This is a genomic window from Phascolarctobacterium sp. (genome assembly GCF_030531065.1).
Taxonomy (GTDB): domain Bacteria; phylum Bacillota; class Negativicutes; order Acidaminococcales; family Acidaminococcaceae; genus Phascolarctobacterium_A.
Window position 1 is genome coordinate 46,992 of sequence record NZ_JAUNOQ010000002.1, and the last position, 16,951, is coordinate 63,942.

The 16,951-nt window shown below is 51.1% G+C and carries 15 protein-coding genes and 3 tRNA genes; 2 read left to right on the forward strand and 16 right to left on the reverse strand.

Going from position 1 to position 16,951, the window contains the following annotated elements; translation table 11 throughout:
• Window positions 1-2: 2 nt before the first annotated feature.
• The 9 genes from csaB to Q4E64_RS01500 all read right to left on the reverse strand — a co-directional run bounded on the left by csaB (window position 3) and on the right by Q4E64_RS01500 (window position 11,022).
• Window positions 3-1,091, reverse strand: coding sequence for a polysaccharide pyruvyl transferase CsaB (csaB, locus tag Q4E64_RS01460; RefSeq protein WP_303165886.1), 1,089 nt, complete (start codon window positions 1,089-1,091; stop codon window positions 3-5).
• Entirely contained in the window at window positions 1,088-3,187 is a 2,100-nt protein-coding gene (locus tag Q4E64_RS01465; RefSeq protein ID WP_303165887.1) for a DUF5693 family protein, read from the reverse strand. Before Q4E64_RS01465 ends, csaB begins: the two co-directional genes overlap by 4 nt.
• Before the next feature lie 29 nt (window positions 3,188-3,216).
• Window positions 3,217-4,321, reverse strand: a protein-coding gene (prfB, locus tag Q4E64_RS01470; RefSeq protein ID WP_368501477.1) for a peptide chain release factor 2 whose coding sequence is annotated in 2 segments (ribosomal slippage) — window positions 3,217-4,251 and window positions 4,253-4,321 — 1,104 coding nt in all. Because the reading frame shifts where the segments join, the coding sequence is not laid out codon by codon here.
• A 180-nt stretch (window positions 4,322-4,501) separates the two neighbouring features.
• Complete coding sequence (gene secA / locus Q4E64_RS01475) at window positions 4,502-6,916, reverse strand: preprotein translocase subunit SecA (RefSeq protein WP_368501470.1); 2,415 nt, start codon at window positions 6,914-6,916, stop codon at window positions 4,502-4,504.
• A gap of 263 nt (window positions 6,917-7,179) precedes the next feature.
• Window positions 7,180-7,713, reverse strand: coding sequence for a ribosome-associated translation inhibitor RaiA (raiA, locus tag Q4E64_RS01480; RefSeq protein ID WP_303165890.1), 534 nt, complete (start codon window positions 7,711-7,713; stop codon window positions 7,180-7,182).
• A gap of 184 nt (window positions 7,714-7,897) precedes the next feature.
• Window positions 7,898-8,617 carry an amino acid ABC transporter ATP-binding protein gene (locus Q4E64_RS01485; RefSeq protein ID WP_368501478.1) on the reverse strand — a complete coding sequence of 240 codons (720 nt, stop codon included), beginning with the start codon at window positions 8,615-8,617 and terminating at the stop codon, window positions 7,898-7,900.
• An 8-nt stretch (window positions 8,618-8,625) separates the two neighbouring features.
• Entirely contained in the window at window positions 8,626-9,282 is a 657-nt protein-coding gene (locus Q4E64_RS01490; protein ID WP_303165892.1) for an amino acid ABC transporter permease, read from the reverse strand.
• A gap of 72 nt (window positions 9,283-9,354) precedes the next feature.
• Window positions 9,355-10,125: a basic amino acid ABC transporter substrate-binding protein gene (locus Q4E64_RS01495; protein WP_303165893.1), complete on the reverse strand. Its 771-nt coding sequence runs from the start codon at window positions 10,123-10,125 to the stop codon at window positions 9,355-9,357.
• Between the two features lie 120 nt (window positions 10,126-10,245).
• On the reverse strand, window positions 10,246-11,022 hold the full coding sequence (locus tag Q4E64_RS01500; protein ID WP_303165894.1) for a basic amino acid ABC transporter substrate-binding protein: 777 nt from the start codon (window positions 11,020-11,022) through the stop codon (window positions 10,246-10,248).
• Window positions 11,023-11,556: 534 nt separating this feature from the next.
• On the opposite strand from Q4E64_RS01500, the gene Q4E64_RS01505 reads away from it, so the two are divergent.
• The gene (locus tag Q4E64_RS01505; RefSeq protein ID WP_303165895.1) at window positions 11,557-12,180 is read left to right on the forward strand and encodes an HD-GYP domain-containing protein; all 624 of its coding nucleotides are present in this window, start codon (window positions 11,557-11,559) and stop codon (window positions 12,178-12,180) included.
• A 124-nt stretch (window positions 12,181-12,304) separates the two neighbouring features.
• On the opposite strand, the gene Q4E64_RS01510 is transcribed toward Q4E64_RS01505, so the two are convergent.
• The 5 genes from Q4E64_RS01510 to Q4E64_RS11415 all read right to left on the reverse strand — a co-directional run bounded on the left by Q4E64_RS01510 (window position 12,305) and on the right by Q4E64_RS11415 (window position 13,441).
• Window positions 12,305-12,380: transfer RNA gene (locus tag Q4E64_RS01510), tRNA-Val, on the reverse strand.
• Window positions 12,381-12,384: 4 nt separating this feature from the next.
• Window positions 12,385-12,459: transfer RNA gene (locus tag Q4E64_RS01515), tRNA-Glu, on the reverse strand.
• A gap of 6 nt (window positions 12,460-12,465) precedes the next feature.
• Window positions 12,466-12,541 (reverse strand) — tRNA-Asn (locus Q4E64_RS01520).
• A 148-nt stretch (window positions 12,542-12,689) separates the two neighbouring features.
• Window positions 12,690-13,169 (reverse strand): YhcH/YjgK/YiaL family protein, encoded by a 480-nt coding sequence (locus tag Q4E64_RS01525; RefSeq protein WP_303165896.1) that lies wholly within the window; start codon window positions 13,167-13,169, stop codon window positions 12,690-12,692.
• A 161-nt stretch (window positions 13,170-13,330) separates the two neighbouring features.
• Window positions 13,331-13,441 (reverse strand): putative holin-like toxin, encoded by a 111-nt coding sequence (locus Q4E64_RS11415; protein ID WP_368501471.1) that lies wholly within the window; start codon window positions 13,439-13,441, stop codon window positions 13,331-13,333.
• 189 nt (window positions 13,442-13,630) lie between these two features.
• Between Q4E64_RS11415 and Q4E64_RS01530 the strand changes: the two genes are divergently transcribed.
• On the forward strand, window positions 13,631-15,187 hold the full coding sequence (locus Q4E64_RS01530; RefSeq protein WP_303165897.1) for an ABC-F family ATP-binding cassette domain-containing protein: 1,557 nt from the start codon (window positions 13,631-13,633) through the stop codon (window positions 15,185-15,187).
• 242 nt (window positions 15,188-15,429) lie between these two features.
• Here the strand turns inward: Q4E64_RS01530 and Q4E64_RS01535 are convergent, their stop codons facing one another.
• The gene (locus tag Q4E64_RS01535) at window positions 15,430-16,560 is read right to left on the reverse strand and encodes a sodium ion-translocating decarboxylase subunit beta (protein WP_303165898.1); all 1,131 of its coding nucleotides are present in this window, start codon (window positions 16,558-16,560) and stop codon (window positions 15,430-15,432) included.
• A 110-nt stretch (window positions 16,561-16,670) separates the two neighbouring features.
• Window positions 16,671-16,951, reverse strand: a 281-nt coding sequence (locus Q4E64_RS01540) for a biotin/lipoyl-containing protein (RefSeq protein WP_303165899.1), incomplete at its 5' end; no start/stop codon positions are given.

Sequence of the window (16,951 nt, forward strand, 5' to 3'; positions counted from 1 at the left end):
CTTCAATCTCCTTTCGTCAGCAAAGCCAGCGCCTGCTTGGCGTTGAGCATAGCCTTTGCCCGCAGCTTTTGCAGCGTGTCGCCGCAGTACCCGCGGCTCAGCGCCTGTTTAGCCGCCGCGACCACCTGCGCCGCCTGCAGGCTTTCTACCCTGCCTGCCGTCAGCCCATTGATATCCTTCACAAAGCCGTCGATTTTGGGGTCATAAGACACCGCCGCAAAGGGCAGCTCCATTACGGCAGCAAAAATCAGCGCATGCAGCCGCATCCCTATCAGCAAATCAAAATTGCCCATCAAGGACAAAAATTGCTCCGTATCGCAATCGGCCGTCAACACCGTACTATTATCCTTATGCACCATAAAATGCTGCAAACGGGTGCAGGCCTCCACATCCACGGGATACTGCAGGGGCAGCAGCACCACATGCGCGCCGAATTCCTCGCTTAAAGAGTCCGCCGCCTTGGCCAGCTCCAAAAGATAGCGGTCGTCGTCCTGCCATTTGCGCACGGAAATGGCAAGCAACATTTTATCCTGCGGCACCTTAAATTCCTGCAAAAGACGCTTGCCCTGCTCCGGGCCCTCCGGCGGCAGCGTCAGCACGGCGTCGGCAGTCAGCTGCACCTTTTCGGCAGGAATACCGATACGCCGCAGCTCGTACAGCGAATCCTGGTCCCGTACCGTAATCAAATCCACACGGCTGCACACAGCCTGCGTCAGCTTGCGCAGCAAACGGCTGTGAATGGGGCCGATGCCCTGGGCAAAGAGCATCACCCGCTTGCCCAACAGCAGTCCTAAAGCCAAAATAGATAAATAGTACAATAAGCTGCGCTTACTGGTAACGTCCTGCAGTAGGCTGCCGCCGCCGCTCAAAAGCAGGTCGCAGCTCCGCAGGGCCGTTAAAATTTCCCAGGGATTAAAACGATGAATGGAATTCACTTTATATCTGGCTGCCGTAACCTGGGGATTGCCCGATATAACCGTCAGCCCGACAGAATTTTCCGTACTGCGCAAAGCTTTAATGATCGCGGTCAGCATAGCCTCGTCTCCGGCGTTAGCAAATCCGTAGTATCCGGAAATCACGATCTTACTCATTGCTTCAGACAGCTCCTTTGCCAATTCTTCCAAACAGACCACAGCAGGCTGATAATCAGTACGCCGGCAATGCCAAAGGCCACGCCCACAGCGTAACCGTCAACGGCGCGCATCAAGCTCATGAACACAGGAGTACGCATATGGCAGAAGGTCTGCACCAGACTTCCCTGGCCAATAACGGCGCCGCACGCCAGAACAAACTGCCACCAGCGCGGCGCGCAGCGGTACACAGCCAGCACCGTCAGGAAGAAAGCCGGATGGCCGATCATAAATTCCTTTTCGCGGGGACGCGCATACATAACCTGTTCTAAAAAGGCGCGCATTTTCAGCTCGATGGCAGGCACGGGCACGCCGCCCGTATGGCCGCTGCGACCCACGAAATAAAAGGCCACGAACAGTAAAACAAATAATACGGCCACATGCTTAAAGGTCAGGTCCGTATCCAGCAGGCCGTTGAGCCGCGCCAGCAAGAGCTTCAGGCCCTTGCCCACCACCTGCAGCAAATCGTAACGGGCAATGAACAGAATGGCCGTCAACAGCACCGGCAGAATAAAGGTCAGCTTAACGCCGCGATAAATATCGATTTCCAGCAAGAAGCGGCTGTCGGCCAAAATAGCGGATAAAAATGCCGCTCCCACCAAGGAAAGTACGACGGCCAAAGCCAGCTGCCATACCGCCTTCCAAATAATCGCCAGCAAACTGCTGACTTTATTTTTATTGGCTTCCCAAATGCCAAAGATAACGCTCATGGACAGCACAGGGAATACGCTGGCCGCCGCCAAGCCCAACAGCTGCCGCAAAAGCAGGCCTCGTCCCAGCAGCAGCACTCCGGTACAGGCCAGGGACAACGCGCCCCACAGAGCCAGCTGCTTGGTGCCGCTCATGCCGAACAGCAGCGCCAAATACAGCGTTACGCCGGCAATAATAGCCGCAGCTATGGGAATAAAATCGCTTTTAGCGGGGAAATAAGGCGTATAGCCGTCCTGTCCGGCAGCAGCAAAAACGCCTGCCTCGCCAATAGCAAAGCCGCGGGCTTCTACGCTTTCCTTGATACCCCTTACATAATGCAGGTTAACCTGCATTATATCCTCGCCCTTCACCGGCAGCAGGAAGGGGCGGATATAGTTGACGCGGATATTGCGCTCCTCGTCGGTCAGCGCCCAACGGCGCAAAGCCGTATCAACGCCGATTTTCTTTTGCTCCAAAGCGTCGATCACATAGGACCGCGCCGCATAATATTTATTAAATTCGGACAGTGGAATCAGTCCGTCAATTTGAGCAAAGCGCAACTGGGTATAGTGCTCCAGCATCACCAGCTTCATCTTATTATCCTGCATTTTCTGTCCTAAATATTCCAGCTTATCAGGATAACCTACGGTTTCCTTACCGCAGGGCATATAGGCGTGTACCTTGACGCCTGCTTTTTGAATACGCGCAAAAATGCTGTCGATTTGAGCTTCATTCACGCCCACATAATTCTGCGGACGCACGATAACCTTAAAGCCCAGGGCAGACACCTTTTGCATATCGCGCACCGGCAGGCCCAAAGGAGCCTGCAGCAGCCCTAAAGGCTCGTCGTACTTGTCCTCAGGCAAAAGCTCCGTACTGCCCAAAACGCGGATAATGCGCGGCTGGGCGCTGACCGCAGACACGCGCTCCTTACCGTAACGCAGCAGGAGATCCTCCTCCACATCGGACAGCACAGCCGGATTATTACCTGCGGCCACATAAGCGGCGTTCTCCTGCAGAGCCTGCGGCGCAATATGAGCGAACACGCCCTTATCGGCGCCCAGGCTGGCTGCCTGCCGCAGCTCGCCGCCCGTCGCCGTCTGAATTTCGCCCTTCTTTGTCAGACGCTCCAGCGTAGTATCAAAAATCATCAGGGAATTGATGCCTGCCTCCTTAAACTGCAGCAGCACCTCTTCCTCCGGCAAACCCTCCAACGCGGCTACCTTGCGCAGCCCTTCGTATTCCATGGCCATTTCCACCGTATTATTTGCCTGCTCCACCTGATGGCGGTTCCAGTTGAGCCACAAAGCCCACGCTAAACCGATGACAATCACGGCCAGCAGCACAGGATTATAGCGGTTTTTCATTAAATTCACCTGCACTCATTTCTTGCCTGTCAAATCTTCTTCTGCTTGCTGCGCAGATAGGCTTCCACAAAGGGCATCAAATCGCCGTCCATCACAGCCTGAATATTACCGGTTTCACAGCCGGTACGATGATCCTTAACCATGGTATAGGGCTGGAACACATAGGAACGAATCTGGCTGCCCCATTCGATATTCTGATAATCGCCCGCCAGATCGCTGACTAAAGCGTCCTGCTTAGCTTTTTCATATTCGTACAGTTTAGCGCGTAGCATCTGCAGGCAGCGCTCGCGGTTCTGAATCTGGGAACGCTCGTTCTGGCACTGCACCACAATGCCCGTAGGTTCGTGGGTCATGCGCACTGCGGAGGACGTTTTATTAACGTGCTGGCCGCCGGCGCCGCTGGCGCGGTAGGTATCCACACGCACCTCGTCCATATTGATATTAACCTCTACCGTATCGTCCAGCTCCGGCATAACGTCCACAGCGGCGAAGGAGGTGTGACGGCGCGCGTTGGCGTCAAACGGAGAAATGCGCACTAAACGGTGTACGCCCTTTTCCGACTTCAAAAAGCCGTAGGCATTATGCCCGTTAACCTGAATCGTAGCGCTCTTAACGCCGGCCTCGTCGCCCGGCTGATAGTCCAGCATTTCCAGTGCAAAGCCGTTCTGCTCGGCAAAGCGGGTGAACATGCGCAGCAGCATACTGGTCCAGTCCTGCGCTTCGGTGCCGCCTGCGCCTGCGTGCAGCGTTAAAATAGCGTTGTTGCCGTCGTACTCGCCGCTCAGCAGCATGCCCAGCTCCAAATGCTCCAGCTCGGCGCGGCATTGCTCCAGCAGCTCGTCCATTTCCGGCAGCAGGCTTTCGTCATGCTCCTCGGCGGCCATCTCCTGCAAAGCCTCCAAATCGTCGATGCTGGCGCTCAACTTGTGAAAGCCGTCGACCTCTTCTTTTAAAGCGTTAACGTCCTGCGCAGTTTTCTGCGCCTTTTCCGGGTCGTCCCAAAAAGTTGGGTCGCCCATTTTATGCTCTAATTCGGCAATGCGGTCCTCCTTGACAGCGATGTCAAAGAGATCCCCTCATTTCCTCTAATTTTGCTTGTAAGTTGACGATTTCGGGTTTGTATTCTTCAATCAACAAAATTCTTCACAACCTTTCGTTAGCAAATTTAGTTATTTTAAAAGTGTAATGTAAACTCTCAATATATCTCAAAGCCGTCAAGAAATGGTGCAGATACGAGAAGCGGCGACGACGGCGTATAATTAGTACTTCTAGGAGCCATGACGAAGTAGATGCCTGCTTATGGGCGACATAAACTTAAACTTCAGGGGCGCCCTGCTCCTTAGCCCCTTCAAGCCTATCATCAACCTGAGGCTGGGTAATTACGTTCACATGATAAATGTAACGCACCACATCGTCCTGAATAGCGTCGATCATAGCCTCGAACATATCGTAGGCTTCAAATTTATATTCCACCAGCGGGTCCTTCTGACCGTAAGCGCGCAGGCCCACGCCCTCGCGCAGCATATCCATAGCGTCCAGATGCTCCATCCAGTGATTGTCCACAACCTTGAGCATAACCAGATTCTCCAGCTCGCGCATCAGTTCAGGCCCAATGGCGTCCTCACGCTCCTGATAGTAGTCTGCCGCTACCTTATGCAGGTATTCGTCCAGCTCTTCGCGGCTCAAATTCTGCAAATATTCCACGGTCAAGAGGCCGCGGGGAGCGTAAAATTCCTCCGCGTAAGCTATTAACGCCTTCAAATCCCAATCCTCGGAATAAACCTCCGGCGGCGCGTACATAGCCATGGTACGGTCCACAACCTTTTCCACCATCTCTTTGATGTTGCCGCTCAAATCCTCCTGATGCAGAATCTTCTTGCGCTGGGCGTAAATAACCTCGCGCTGCTGATTCATAACGTCATCGTATTCCAGTACATGCTTACGAATGCTGAAGTTACGCGCTTCCACCTTCTTCTGCGCATTCTCGATGGACTTAGTTACCAGGCTGTGTTCGATAGGCTCGTCGTCCTCCATGCCCAGCTTATCCATAATACCGGCAATGCTGTCGCTACCGAACAAACGCATCAAATCGTCCTCCAGGCTCAGGAAGAACTTAGAGGAACCAGGATCGCCCTGACGGGCGCAGCGACCGCGCAGTTGGTTATCTATACGGCGGCTTTCATGGCGCTCCGTACCGATAATATGCAGGCCGCCCAGCTCGGGCACGCCTTCGCCCAGCACAATATCCGTACCGCGCCCCGCCATATTGGTGGCAATGGTAACGGCGCCGTACTGACCGGCCAAAGCGATAATTTCCGCTTCCTTTTCATGGTATTTAGCGTTCAGCACATTATGAGGAATGCCGCGGCGCTTGAGCATAGCGCTCAGCTCCTCGGACTGCGCGATAGAAGTAGTGCCTACCAGAACCGGACGGCCGGACTTATGACATTCCTCGATTTCGTTGGCCGCAGCTTTATATTTAGCCAAACGGGTTTTATAAATAACGTCGGGATAGTCGACACGAATCATGGGTTTGTTAGTCGGCACCACCACAACGCTCAGATTGTAAATTTTCTGGAACTCCTGCTCCTCGGTTTTCGCCGTACCGGTCATACCGGCCAGCTTTTTATACATACGGAAGTAATTCTGGAAAGTAATAGTAGCCAAAGTCTGGCTTTCGCGTTCTACCTTTACGCCCTCCTTAGCTTCGATAGCCTGATGCAGGCCCTCGGAAAAGCGGCGGCCAAACATCAAACGGCCGGTGAATTCGTCGACGATAATAACCTGCCCGTCCTTCACCACATAATCGCGGTCGCGGTGCATCAAAGCCTTGGCCTTCAAAGCGCACATAATCTGGTGGGAATAGTCCACGCCGTGCTCGTTGTCGTACAGGTTGGCGATACCCAGCATTTTTTCGGCTTTTGCGATACCAACCTCCGTCGGCGCAACCTGCTTCTGCTTTTCGTCCACGGTATAGTCCTCGCCCTCGTTCATCTGCGCGACTACCTTAGCCAGCACCTGATACAGGTCGGTGGATTTTTCGCCGGGGCCGGAAATAATCAGCGGCGTACGGGCCTCGTCGATCAAAATGCTGTCCACCTCGTCGACGATGCAGTAATTCAGCTCCCGCTGTACCATTTGGTTCTCGTCGACTACCATATTATCGCGCAGATAGTCGAAGCCGAATTCGTTATTCGTACCATAGGTAACGTCCGCAGCGTAAGCGGCCTTGCGGTCAGGGAAATCCATATCGTGAACTATCAGGCCCACGGACAAACCCAAAAACTTATAGATGCGGCCCATATCCTGGCTGTCGCGGCGAGCCAGATAATCGTTGACGGTTACAACATGCACGCCCTTGCCGGTCAAAGCGTTCAAATATACGGGCAGCGTAGCTACCAGCGTTTTGCCTTCGCCGGTGCGCATCTCGGAAATTTTGCCGCGGTGCAGCACCACGCCGCCAATCAGCTGCACGTCGAAATGGCGCATACCGGTAACGCGCTTGGACGCCTCGCGGACAACGGCAAAAGCCTCCGGCAGAATATCGTCCAAAGTTTCGCCCTTTTGCAGACGAACTTTAAATTCAGCAGTCTTAGCCGCCAGATTAGCGGAGCTTAACGAGGACATTTCCTTTTCCAAACTATTGATCTTATCTACGATAACGCGAATATTTTTTAATTCCTTCTCGTTGGGATCACCAAAAATTTTCTTCAAAATACCTTCGAGCAACACGATCACTCCTTAAATTTATGTGCAAAGAAAATATTATACACCTAATTTTAAATTATAGCAGAAAGAGTCCTAAAAAGCAAAAAAGCTAAGGGCTTTTCCTTAGCTTTTTTTGTGAAGTTTACGTCAAATTATTCTGCGCTTTGCCTATTCTGTTTTAAGGAAAAACATATATCCTGCATCGTTAATTCGCATATTTTCCTACGCACATAAAAGCGGCAGACGCTCGCAAGCGCCTGCCGCTAAATTCAGCTGTCAGAAACTTATTTTAATTCTGGGCTCAGCAAGCCGTACTTGCCATCCTTGCGGCGATAAACTACGCAAGCGCTGCCCAGATCGGGATCGAAGAATACGAAGAAATCATGATTCAACAGGTTCATCTGCAAAATTGCTTCTTCCGGGGTCATAGGGTGCATCGTGAAATGCTTGTTTTTAATAATCTGGAATTCACCGTCGTCCGCCTCAGCTGCGGAAACTGCTGCCGGAGCAGGATCTGCAAAGTTGGAATATTTTCTCTTCATCAGACGAGTTTTATATTTATGGATTTGACGCTCAATCTTTTCCACTACCAAATCGATGGAGGAATACATGTCCTTCGTAGTTTCCTGCGCTCTCAGCAAGATACCGCTGGCAGGAACGGTAATTTCCACAATATGATTGCCTTTCTCAACCTTCAGTACCGCAGAAATATCACCAACGGTCTTAAATTGCCGCGTAACCTTCGTAATTTTTTTCTCCACATATTCTCTCAATGCCGGAGTTACGTCAATGTTTCTGCCTTTTACGTTTACGCTCATAATTCATGCCTCCTTTGGTATGTCACAGCCAGCCGCTGCCGTCTGCGCTACCATTTTCTATCAAGGGTTAGGCTTTATCCCTTTGCTTATATATTTCGCTATTCAGGGCAAAACTCCTGCTGCATTTATCATTCTTGCGTGACTTTTTCGTGAAATGTCGAGAAAGTGTTACATAACTGGCAGTTTATAAAATTTTGGACAGGAAGCTCTTGGTGCGCTCGCATTTGGCATGCTGGAAGATTTCCTCCGGCGTGCCCTCCTCCTGGATAACGCCGCCGTCCACAAAGACCACCCTGTCGCCTACCTCGCGGGCAAAGCCCATTTCGTGGGTCACTACGGCCATGGTCATGCCTTCGTTAGCCAGCTCCTTCATAACGTCCAATACTTCGTTAACCATTTCCGGGTCCAAAGCGCTGGTAGGCTCGTCGAAGAGCAGGGCCTTAGGCTTCATGCACAAGGCGCGGGCGATGGCTACGCGCTGCTGCTGGCCGCCGCTGAGCTGTTCGGGATAGCTGTTGGCCTTATCCTCCAGCCCGACCTTTTTCAGATAGGTACGCGCAGTTTGTTCAGCCTCGTCCTTAGCTATGCCGCGCACCTTCATGGGCGCCAGCATCAGGTTCTGCAGCACCGTCATATGCGGGAACAGATTAAAGCGCTGGAACACCATGCCTACTTCCTTGCGGATTTCGTTAATATTGGCTTCGCCGGTCAGCGGAATGCCGTCGATGACGATGCTGCCGCCAGTAGGCTCCTCCAGATAATTGATGCAGCGCAAAAGCGTACTCTTGCCGCTGCCCGACGGCCCGATGATAACAACTACTTCCTTTTCGGCGATATTCAGGTTGACGCCGCGCAGTACCTCCAGGTCGCCGAAACTTTTATGCAAATCGGTAATTTGAATCATAGTCTTGCTCATTTCGTATCATACCTCCGCTCCAAAACGCCTACCAATCTTGCAACCGCAAAGGTCATAATCAGGTAGATGATCGCTACTGCCATCCAAATTTCAAAGGAAGCGTAGGTACGCGCGATAATCAGCTGGCCGCGGCGGGTCAGCTCCTCAAAGCCAATGACGGATACCAGGGACGAATCCTTCAGCATGGCGATAAACTCATTGCCCAGCGGCGGAATGATACGCTTGAATGCCTGGGGCATAATAATGTAGCGCATGGTCTGGGACCAGCTCATGCCCAGACTGCGGCCCGCTTCCATCTGACCCTTGTCGATGGATTGAATGCCGGCGCGGAAGATTTCGGCAATATAAGCGCCGCTGTTGATGGAGCAGGCGGAAATGGCCGCAAAATATGGGTCCACACGGCTGCCGGTAAGGCCCGGCAAAGCGAAGTACACCAAAAAGATTTGCACCAAAAGCGGCGTGCCGCGGATAAAATCAACATAAACATTCGCAAGATAACGCAACGGCTTAACGGAACACAAACGGGCGATGCCCACAAGACAGCCAATGCACAGGCCCAGCGTTACGCTCATGGCCGTAATTTCCACCGTAATACCGGCGCCGGCCAGCAGCAGCGGGAAGGAACGCGCCATTAAATCAAAATTCAAATCCATAATTCTCCCAATCCCTTCTTTGACAGGGTTCTAACAGCTTTTAATTTGCTCAAGCCCCAAAATATGGCAGGCTTATTTTTTAGCCTCCCCAAACCATTTCTTATACAGCTTATCGAATTCGCCGCTTTTCTTCAGCTCATCCATACCCTTGTTCAGCTCGGCGGCCAGCTTGCTGTCCTTCTTCACAGCGATGCCGTACTGCTCGGCTTCCATTTTTTCGCCCACGGTCATAGCGAATTTATCGCCGCCCTTAGCCAGATAATATTCCATTACCGGCAAATCGCCGATAACGGCGTCCACGCCGCCGTTTTTCAGCTCCAACGCAGCCTCGTCCTGAGTATTAAAGGTAGTAACGGTTGCGCCTTCCACACTTCTGGCCTTCATTTCGCCGGTGGTACCGATTTGCGCCGCAATGCGCTTACCCTTCAAATCGTCGATGGATTTAACGTCGGCGTTATCCTTTTTCACCATCACGATAAGTCCGGAGGTGTAATAAGGGTCGCTGAAGGTTACGGCTTTTTTACGCTCGTCGGTAATGGTCATACCGGCGATAGCCGCGTCGATATTGCCTGCGTTCAGCGCCGGAATTAAAGCGTCGAAGCCCATGCCGCTGATTTCTACTTTATAACCCAGCTGTTTGCCAATGGCTTGAATCAGCTCTACGTCGAAGCCTGTCAGCTCGCTGCTGCCCTCTTTAGGAAATTCAAAGGGCGCAAAGGCAGGCTCCGTGCCTACGCGCAGCACCTTAGCCGGCTCAGCCTTCTTTTCTTCGCCGCCGCAGCCGGTCAAGAGCAGGCTGCAGGCCATAATTGCCGTCATTAAAAATACCAATACCTTTTTCATGTGTGAGTCCCCCTCATTTTTTATATATTTTTTATTTACAGCATCCGCAGATGCTAAAAAACAGCAACGGAGCACATGCGATTCTCCACCACACTGTGCTCCGCTTGTGAACCGACATTATTATTTCTTTACTTCGCCAAACCAGGTTTTGTAAATCTTGTCATATTCGCCGTTCTTCTTCAACTCAGCCAAAGCCTTGTTGATATCTCCGGCCAGCTTGTCGTTGCCTTTTTTAACAGCCAGACCGTACTCTTCGGCTTCCATAACTTCGCCCACGGTCATAGCGGTAGCGTTGCCGCCCTGCGCCAGGTAGTAGCCGACAACCGGGCTGTCGTTAATTACGGCGTCCACGCCTTTATTTTTCAGCTCCATAGCGGCCTCAGTATTGGTGTTGAAAGCCGTTACTTTAGCGCCTGCGACGCTTCTGGCTTTGTTTTCACCGGTCGTGCCGATTTGCGCGGCAATGCGTTTGCCTTCTAAATCTTTAATGCCCTTGACTTCGGTATTATCCTTGTTGACCATCACAATCAAACCGGAAGTATAATACGGGTCGGAGAAAGTCACGGCCTGCTTGCGCTCGTCGGTGATGCTCATACCTGCGGCAACCATATCGATGTTGCCTGCATTCAGAGCGGGAATCAAAGCGTCGAAGCCCATGTTCACAATCTCTACTTTGTAGCCCATTTGCTTGCCGATAGCGCGGGCCAAATCCATATCAAAGCCGTCGTAATCCTTGCTGCCCTCTTTTTGGAATTCAAAAGGCGCGAAAGTCGGCTCGGTGCCTACGCGCAGCACCTTGGCAGGCTCAGCCTTCTTTTCCGCGCTGCCGCCGCAGCCTGCGGCCAGCATAGCAACGGCAGCAATAACCGCCATCATTAAAATTAAAAGTTTTTTCATCTTCCGTTTACCCCTTTCAGTATGTAACGCTTTAATTTGCTACACACATTATATAACGATTTGCCCCGCAGGTAAAGAATTTTTATTAAAATACCGGCATAAAAATAAATACAACTCAGCTGACCTGGTCTTCGCCCCCACACTCGCCTGCTGGAAGGTTCGCTCCTAAGCCTTGCGCTCCCCACTACTGCTTCTCTCGCGTATAATTTTTCTGCGGCAGGACTTACTTCTAAGCTGCTCGGAGTGCATCCGTAAAAGCTTGCAAGCAGTCGCTGATTCCGCTGCGGCAGGACTTACCTCTAAGCTGCACCGTGCTCGCAGCCATATTTCCGGCTGTTTACGTGGATCGTTTCGCCTGCAACTGGCATCGACTTGCAACCACAGACCTGAGTTGTACACCTAATTATATTCCGGCAGGTTTTTTTTTGCAAGATACGCGCAGCTTTTGCTTTAATATTTTTCTAAAAAGTGATATACTTACTATACCTAACCTGTTCGGATAAGCTATTTTAGATAAATTTTGAGGGAACCGTTATGATTGCCATACCCCAATGCCTTGATTTCACAGATATTCGTCTGACACGAGAAATCTGCGACTTCTATTTAAAAATGCTGGAAATTAAAAATCGCGCTATCTACCTGCACAGCCAGCAGGTAGCCAATTATGCTGCCAGTACGGCGGCCAAGCTGGGCCTGCCTGCCTCCGAGGTATCGCAAATCAAAACGGCGGCGCTGCTCCATGATATCGGACAGCTTTCCGTCCCTAATATCATTTTGGCCAAGCTGCCCTTTTTATCCACCCGCGAGCTGTCTATTTACAAGCGCCACTGCATCGCCGGGGCCAGTATGCTGGAAAATATTCCGGAATTCACTTATATAACCGATATCATCCGCTGCCATCACGAAAAATGGGACGGCACCGGTTATCCCAAACGGCTCAAGGGTCAGAACATTCCCATCGGCGCGCGCATCGTCGCCGTCGCCAATTATTACGACCGCAATATTAACCCCTGCACGCAGCACTGGCAAAAGACACACACCGAAGCCATCATCGAGCTGCAGAACAAAGCGGGGCTGGACTTCGATCCGGCCATCGTCAAAGCGTTCATCGAATCGGTGATTCCCCAACCTGAAAAGAATATTACAAAGACAAAATAGGCTGCCGCCCAAATATTTGAGCGCGCAGCCTTTTTGTTGATAACTATTATATTTCACGGCGCGCAGCGCCTGATGTGTTATGTAAATAAAAAGCACTCCGATTTCTCGAAGTGCTGAATTTGCGTGGTGGGCGCTAACGGGATCGAACCGCTGACATTCTGCTTGTAAGGCAGACGCTCTCCCAGCTGAGCTAAGCGCCCGGAATGGTGACCGGTGGGGGAATCGAACCCCCGATACCGCCGTGAAAGGGCGGTGTCTTAACCGCTTGACCAACCGGCCAGGTGGTGGCTCCCCGAGTAGGACTCGAACCTACGACGCCCTGATTAACAGTCAGGTGTTCTACCGGCTGAACTATCGGGGAATATAACTTGCTGACCAACATTTTAGTATTGCTCAACATCACGAATGTTATTATAATCTTTTGCGCAACGTTTGTCAACACCTTTTTGCAAGTTTTTTATTATTTTTCTGCGTAAGTATTGGCTGCGCCAGCGCAAAGCTGCGCCGCGTTATTCCGCCTTCACCTTCACCACAATCTTCTGCACCTGCTCCGGCGCGGCTTCGCCTGAGCAGCCGTTAGCGCAGTTGGGGCGATGCAGCTCCCAGGGAAAGAAAATCGCAAAATCACCGGCCTGCAATACGACGCAGTTGCGCTCCTCAGGGTCGGCGTAAAAAATAACGTCGTCGGTTTCAGCTTTATTTTCTATTTCCCGGCAAGCGCCGTCAAGCGGCGTGTACCAAATCGTTTCGCTGCCCTGCGCTACATATTGCACATCGATATACTCGTTATGCTTTTCCGGACGGCGCTGCGCCTTCGGCTCCGTCGCGTAGGTATTAACGCGGGCGAAAACCTTACGCCCGTCGATTTCATATTCGCCGTTGGCAACCTTGCTGAAATCCGTGGCGGCAATATATTTTAAGGCGGTCTGCAAATCGCCGCTCACATAGGGCAGCAGCTTAGCAATATCATTCTTATTTCCTTGCAGCATTTTTCATTTCTCCTTTGCATTTGACTTATGGAAGCAAGCCTGCTATAATATTTTTAGAAGATGATCTGGCAAGTCGCACTGTCAGCTCTTCCCTTTTTGATACTTGTTTTTGAAGAAAAGGCTGACAAAAGACCTGTCGGTCTTTTTCTTTTTATGTAAGCTTACTTACATGCCAAGATAATGGTCGCTACTAAAATTCCAAAAGCAATCATCAAACTGAACGCTTCGTAAATATTTACACTTCCACCTCCCCGACGGGACAGCCGACACAAGCCAGATCATCATTAGCATTATAGCAAATATCCGGCTGCTTGACAATGCGCGGCGCTTCTCAACGCGGCTCATATCATGTATAATGTGTGCACACAGCGATTGCGGAGCCGCAGGCGAACGCAGAGCTTAGCAGAACATATGCCCTTGTGGTATAATATAGAAAAATAAATTTACGAAAGAGGTTATTCATGAGCTATTTAAATGTCACTAACGTCTCCCACTCCTTTGGCGGCCGCCAAATTCTGGAAAACGTTTCCTTTAAATTACTGCGCGGCGAGCATGTAGGCCTGGTTGGCGCCAACGGCGAAGGCAAATCCACCTTTTTAAACATCGTTACCGGTCACGTACTGCCGGACGAAGGCAAGGTGGAATGGCCTGGCAAGGTATCCGTAGGCTATCTGGACCAGCAAAGCACCTTGGAAAAGGGCATGACCATCCGCCAGGTACTGCGCACCGCCTTCGACAGCCTGTACGAAATGGAACAGCAAATGCTGGAGCTGTACGAAAAAATGGGCGATGCTGCTCCCGAAGAAATGGATAAAATGATGAACACCGTCGGCGAAATTCAAACGGAACTGGAGCATGCAGGCTTTTACTCCCTGGACAGCAAAATTGAAGAATTTGCCAACGGCTTAGGCTTGGGCAGCATCGGTCTGGATAAGGACGTCAGCGAGCTTTCCGGCGGCCAGCGCAGCAAGGTTTTATTAACCAAGCTGCTGCTGCAAAACTCTAAGATTCTGCTGCTGGACGAGCCCACCAACTATCTGGACGTGGAGCATATCGAATGGCTGACGAAATTTTTGCAGAACTACGAGCACGCCTTTATTCTTATTTCTCACGACGTCCCCTTCCTCAATAATGTAGTCAACGTCATCTACCATTTGGAAAACTGCGAGCTGACCCGCTACAGCGGCAATTACGATAAATTCCAGGAAATGTACGCTATCTACAAGGCGCAGAAGGAAAGCGCCTACGAGCGCCAGCAGCAGGAGGTGGCCAAGCTGGAGGATTTTATCGCCCGCAATAAGGCCCGCGTCGCCACCACCAATATGGCTAAAAGCCGCCAACGCAAGCTGGATAAGATGGAAATGATTGAAAAGCCACGCGAAAAAATTAAGCCTACCTTTAAATTCCGCGAGGCGCGCACACCCAGCCGCTTTATTGTGGAAGCCAAGGATTTGGTATTGGGCTACGATACGCCCTTGACCCGTCCCGTTACCTTCAATTTAGAGCGCGGGCAGAAAATTGCTATCCGCGGCGTCAACGGCTTGGGCAAAACCACGCTGCTGAAAACGATTTTAGGCATTATTCCGCCGGTCAACGGCAGCGTTGAATTAGGCGAATTTTTAGAGCCCGGTTATTTTGAACAGGAGGAACGGGAAAAGAACGAAAACACCGCACTGGACGATGTGTGGAACGAATATCCCGGCCTGACCAACTACGAAGTGCGAGCGGCATTGGCAGGCTGCGGCCTGACCAACGAGCATATTACCAGCAAGGTATTCGTGCTGAGCGGCGGCGAAGCAGCCAAGGTGCGCCTGTGTAAGCTGATGCTCAAGGACGTTAACTGGCTGGTACTGGACGAGCCCACCAACCATCTTGACGTAGACGCCAAAGAGGAATTGCAGCGCGCGCTGAAGGAATTCAAGGGCAGCGTACTGCTGGTATCCCACGAGCCGGAATTTTACGAGGGCTGGGTGGATAAGGTTTGGAATATCGAGGATTGGACTACTAAAATTATATAACCAAAAGTATTATTTTCTTTTCAAGATAATCACAATCTAAAATACCTGATATGCAAAAATAGTAATGACGCCTGCATTAAAGCGCAGGCGTCATTATTTATTGAGCTAATCACTCAAGCATGGCTGATAGCAAAACTCCAAATCACGCTCAATGCGACCGGCCATAAAATCCTTTTATTTCTAAAGTTTTCAGTCAATCAAAAAAGAGCCCACTAAAAAGTGAGCTCTTAATTTTGACTAAATTATTTAGCAACAGGACCAATCATAGCCAGCATGGTACCAGCAGCAACTGCAGTACCGATAACGCCTGCAACGTTCGGGCCCATAGCGTGCATCAGCAGGAAGTTTGCCGGATTGCACTTTTGACCAACCTTTTGAGATACACGAGCAGCCATAGGTACTGCGGATACGCCTGCGGAACCGATCAACGGGTTAGTCTTGCCGCCGTCCAGTTTGCACATCAGAGTACCGAACAGAGCGCCCATAGCAGTACCTGCTACGAATGCAACCAAGCCTAAGCAAATGATCAGGATGGTCTGGTAGTTCAGGAAAGACTCTGCGCTCATGGTCAAGCCAGTACCGGTAGCCAACATAATGGTTACGGTGTTCATCAAAGCGTTTTGTGCGGTATCGCTCAAACGATCCAAGCAGCCTGCTTCTTTGAACAAGTTACCCAACATCAGCATACCAATCAATGCGGTTACGGAAGGTAACAGCAAAGAAATTACGATGGTGCACATGATCGGGAATACGATCTTTTCGAACTTAGAAACAGGGCGCAATTGTTGCATAACAATCTTGCGGTCGTGCTCGGAGGTGCAAAGCATCATAATAGGAGGCTGAATCAGCGGAACCAGAGACATATAGGAGTATGCGGCAACGGCGATAGCGCCCAACAGTTGCGGAGCCATCTTAGCAGCCAAATAGATAGAAGTCGGGCCGTCTGCGCCGCCGATAATACCGATAGCGGCAGCTTCCTGTACGGAGAAGCCCAACAGCATAGCGCCCAGCAAAGCGATGAATACGCCGCCCTGAGCAGCAGCACCCAACAGCAGGGTCTTAGGGTTAGCAATCAAGGGACCGAAGTCGGTCATTGCGCCTACGCCCAAGAAAATCAACGGCGGGAATACTTCGTGGTGAATACCGTACATGATAACGGACATTACGCCGGGAGCGTCAAAGCCATTTTTAGGAATGTTAGCCAAAACGCAGCCAAACGCGATAGGGGAAAGCAGCAAAGGCTCAAAACCTTTGCCGATAGCCATATACAGCAGAATCAAGCCAACACAGATCATGATTACATGGCCGCCGGTCAATGCGGAGAAACCGGAATCTGCCCATACGGAAGACAAAGCAACGATAAATGCTTCCATTTAATATCCTCCCAATTTTCAATTTGGGGAAGGCTCCTTGCGATGGGAGCCTTCCAAAGATCAGGGTTAATGACTAAAACTTAGAGATATTGCGACCTATCTACTAAGGATTACATAACGATCATAACGTCGCCGGTACCAACGGTTTGGCCTGCGGAAACGCGAACGTCAGAAACGGTGCCGTCAGCCGGAGCCATGATTTCGTTTTGCATCTTCATAGCTTCCAGAATCATCAGAACGTCGCCAGCTTTAACAGCGTCGCCAACTTTTACGTTAACGGACAGAACTTTACCAGGCATCGGAGCGGAAACGGTGGTAGCGCCTGCAGCAACAGGAGCAGCAGCTTTCGGAGCCGGAGCGGGAGCCGGAGCGGCTTTCGGAGCCGGAGCGG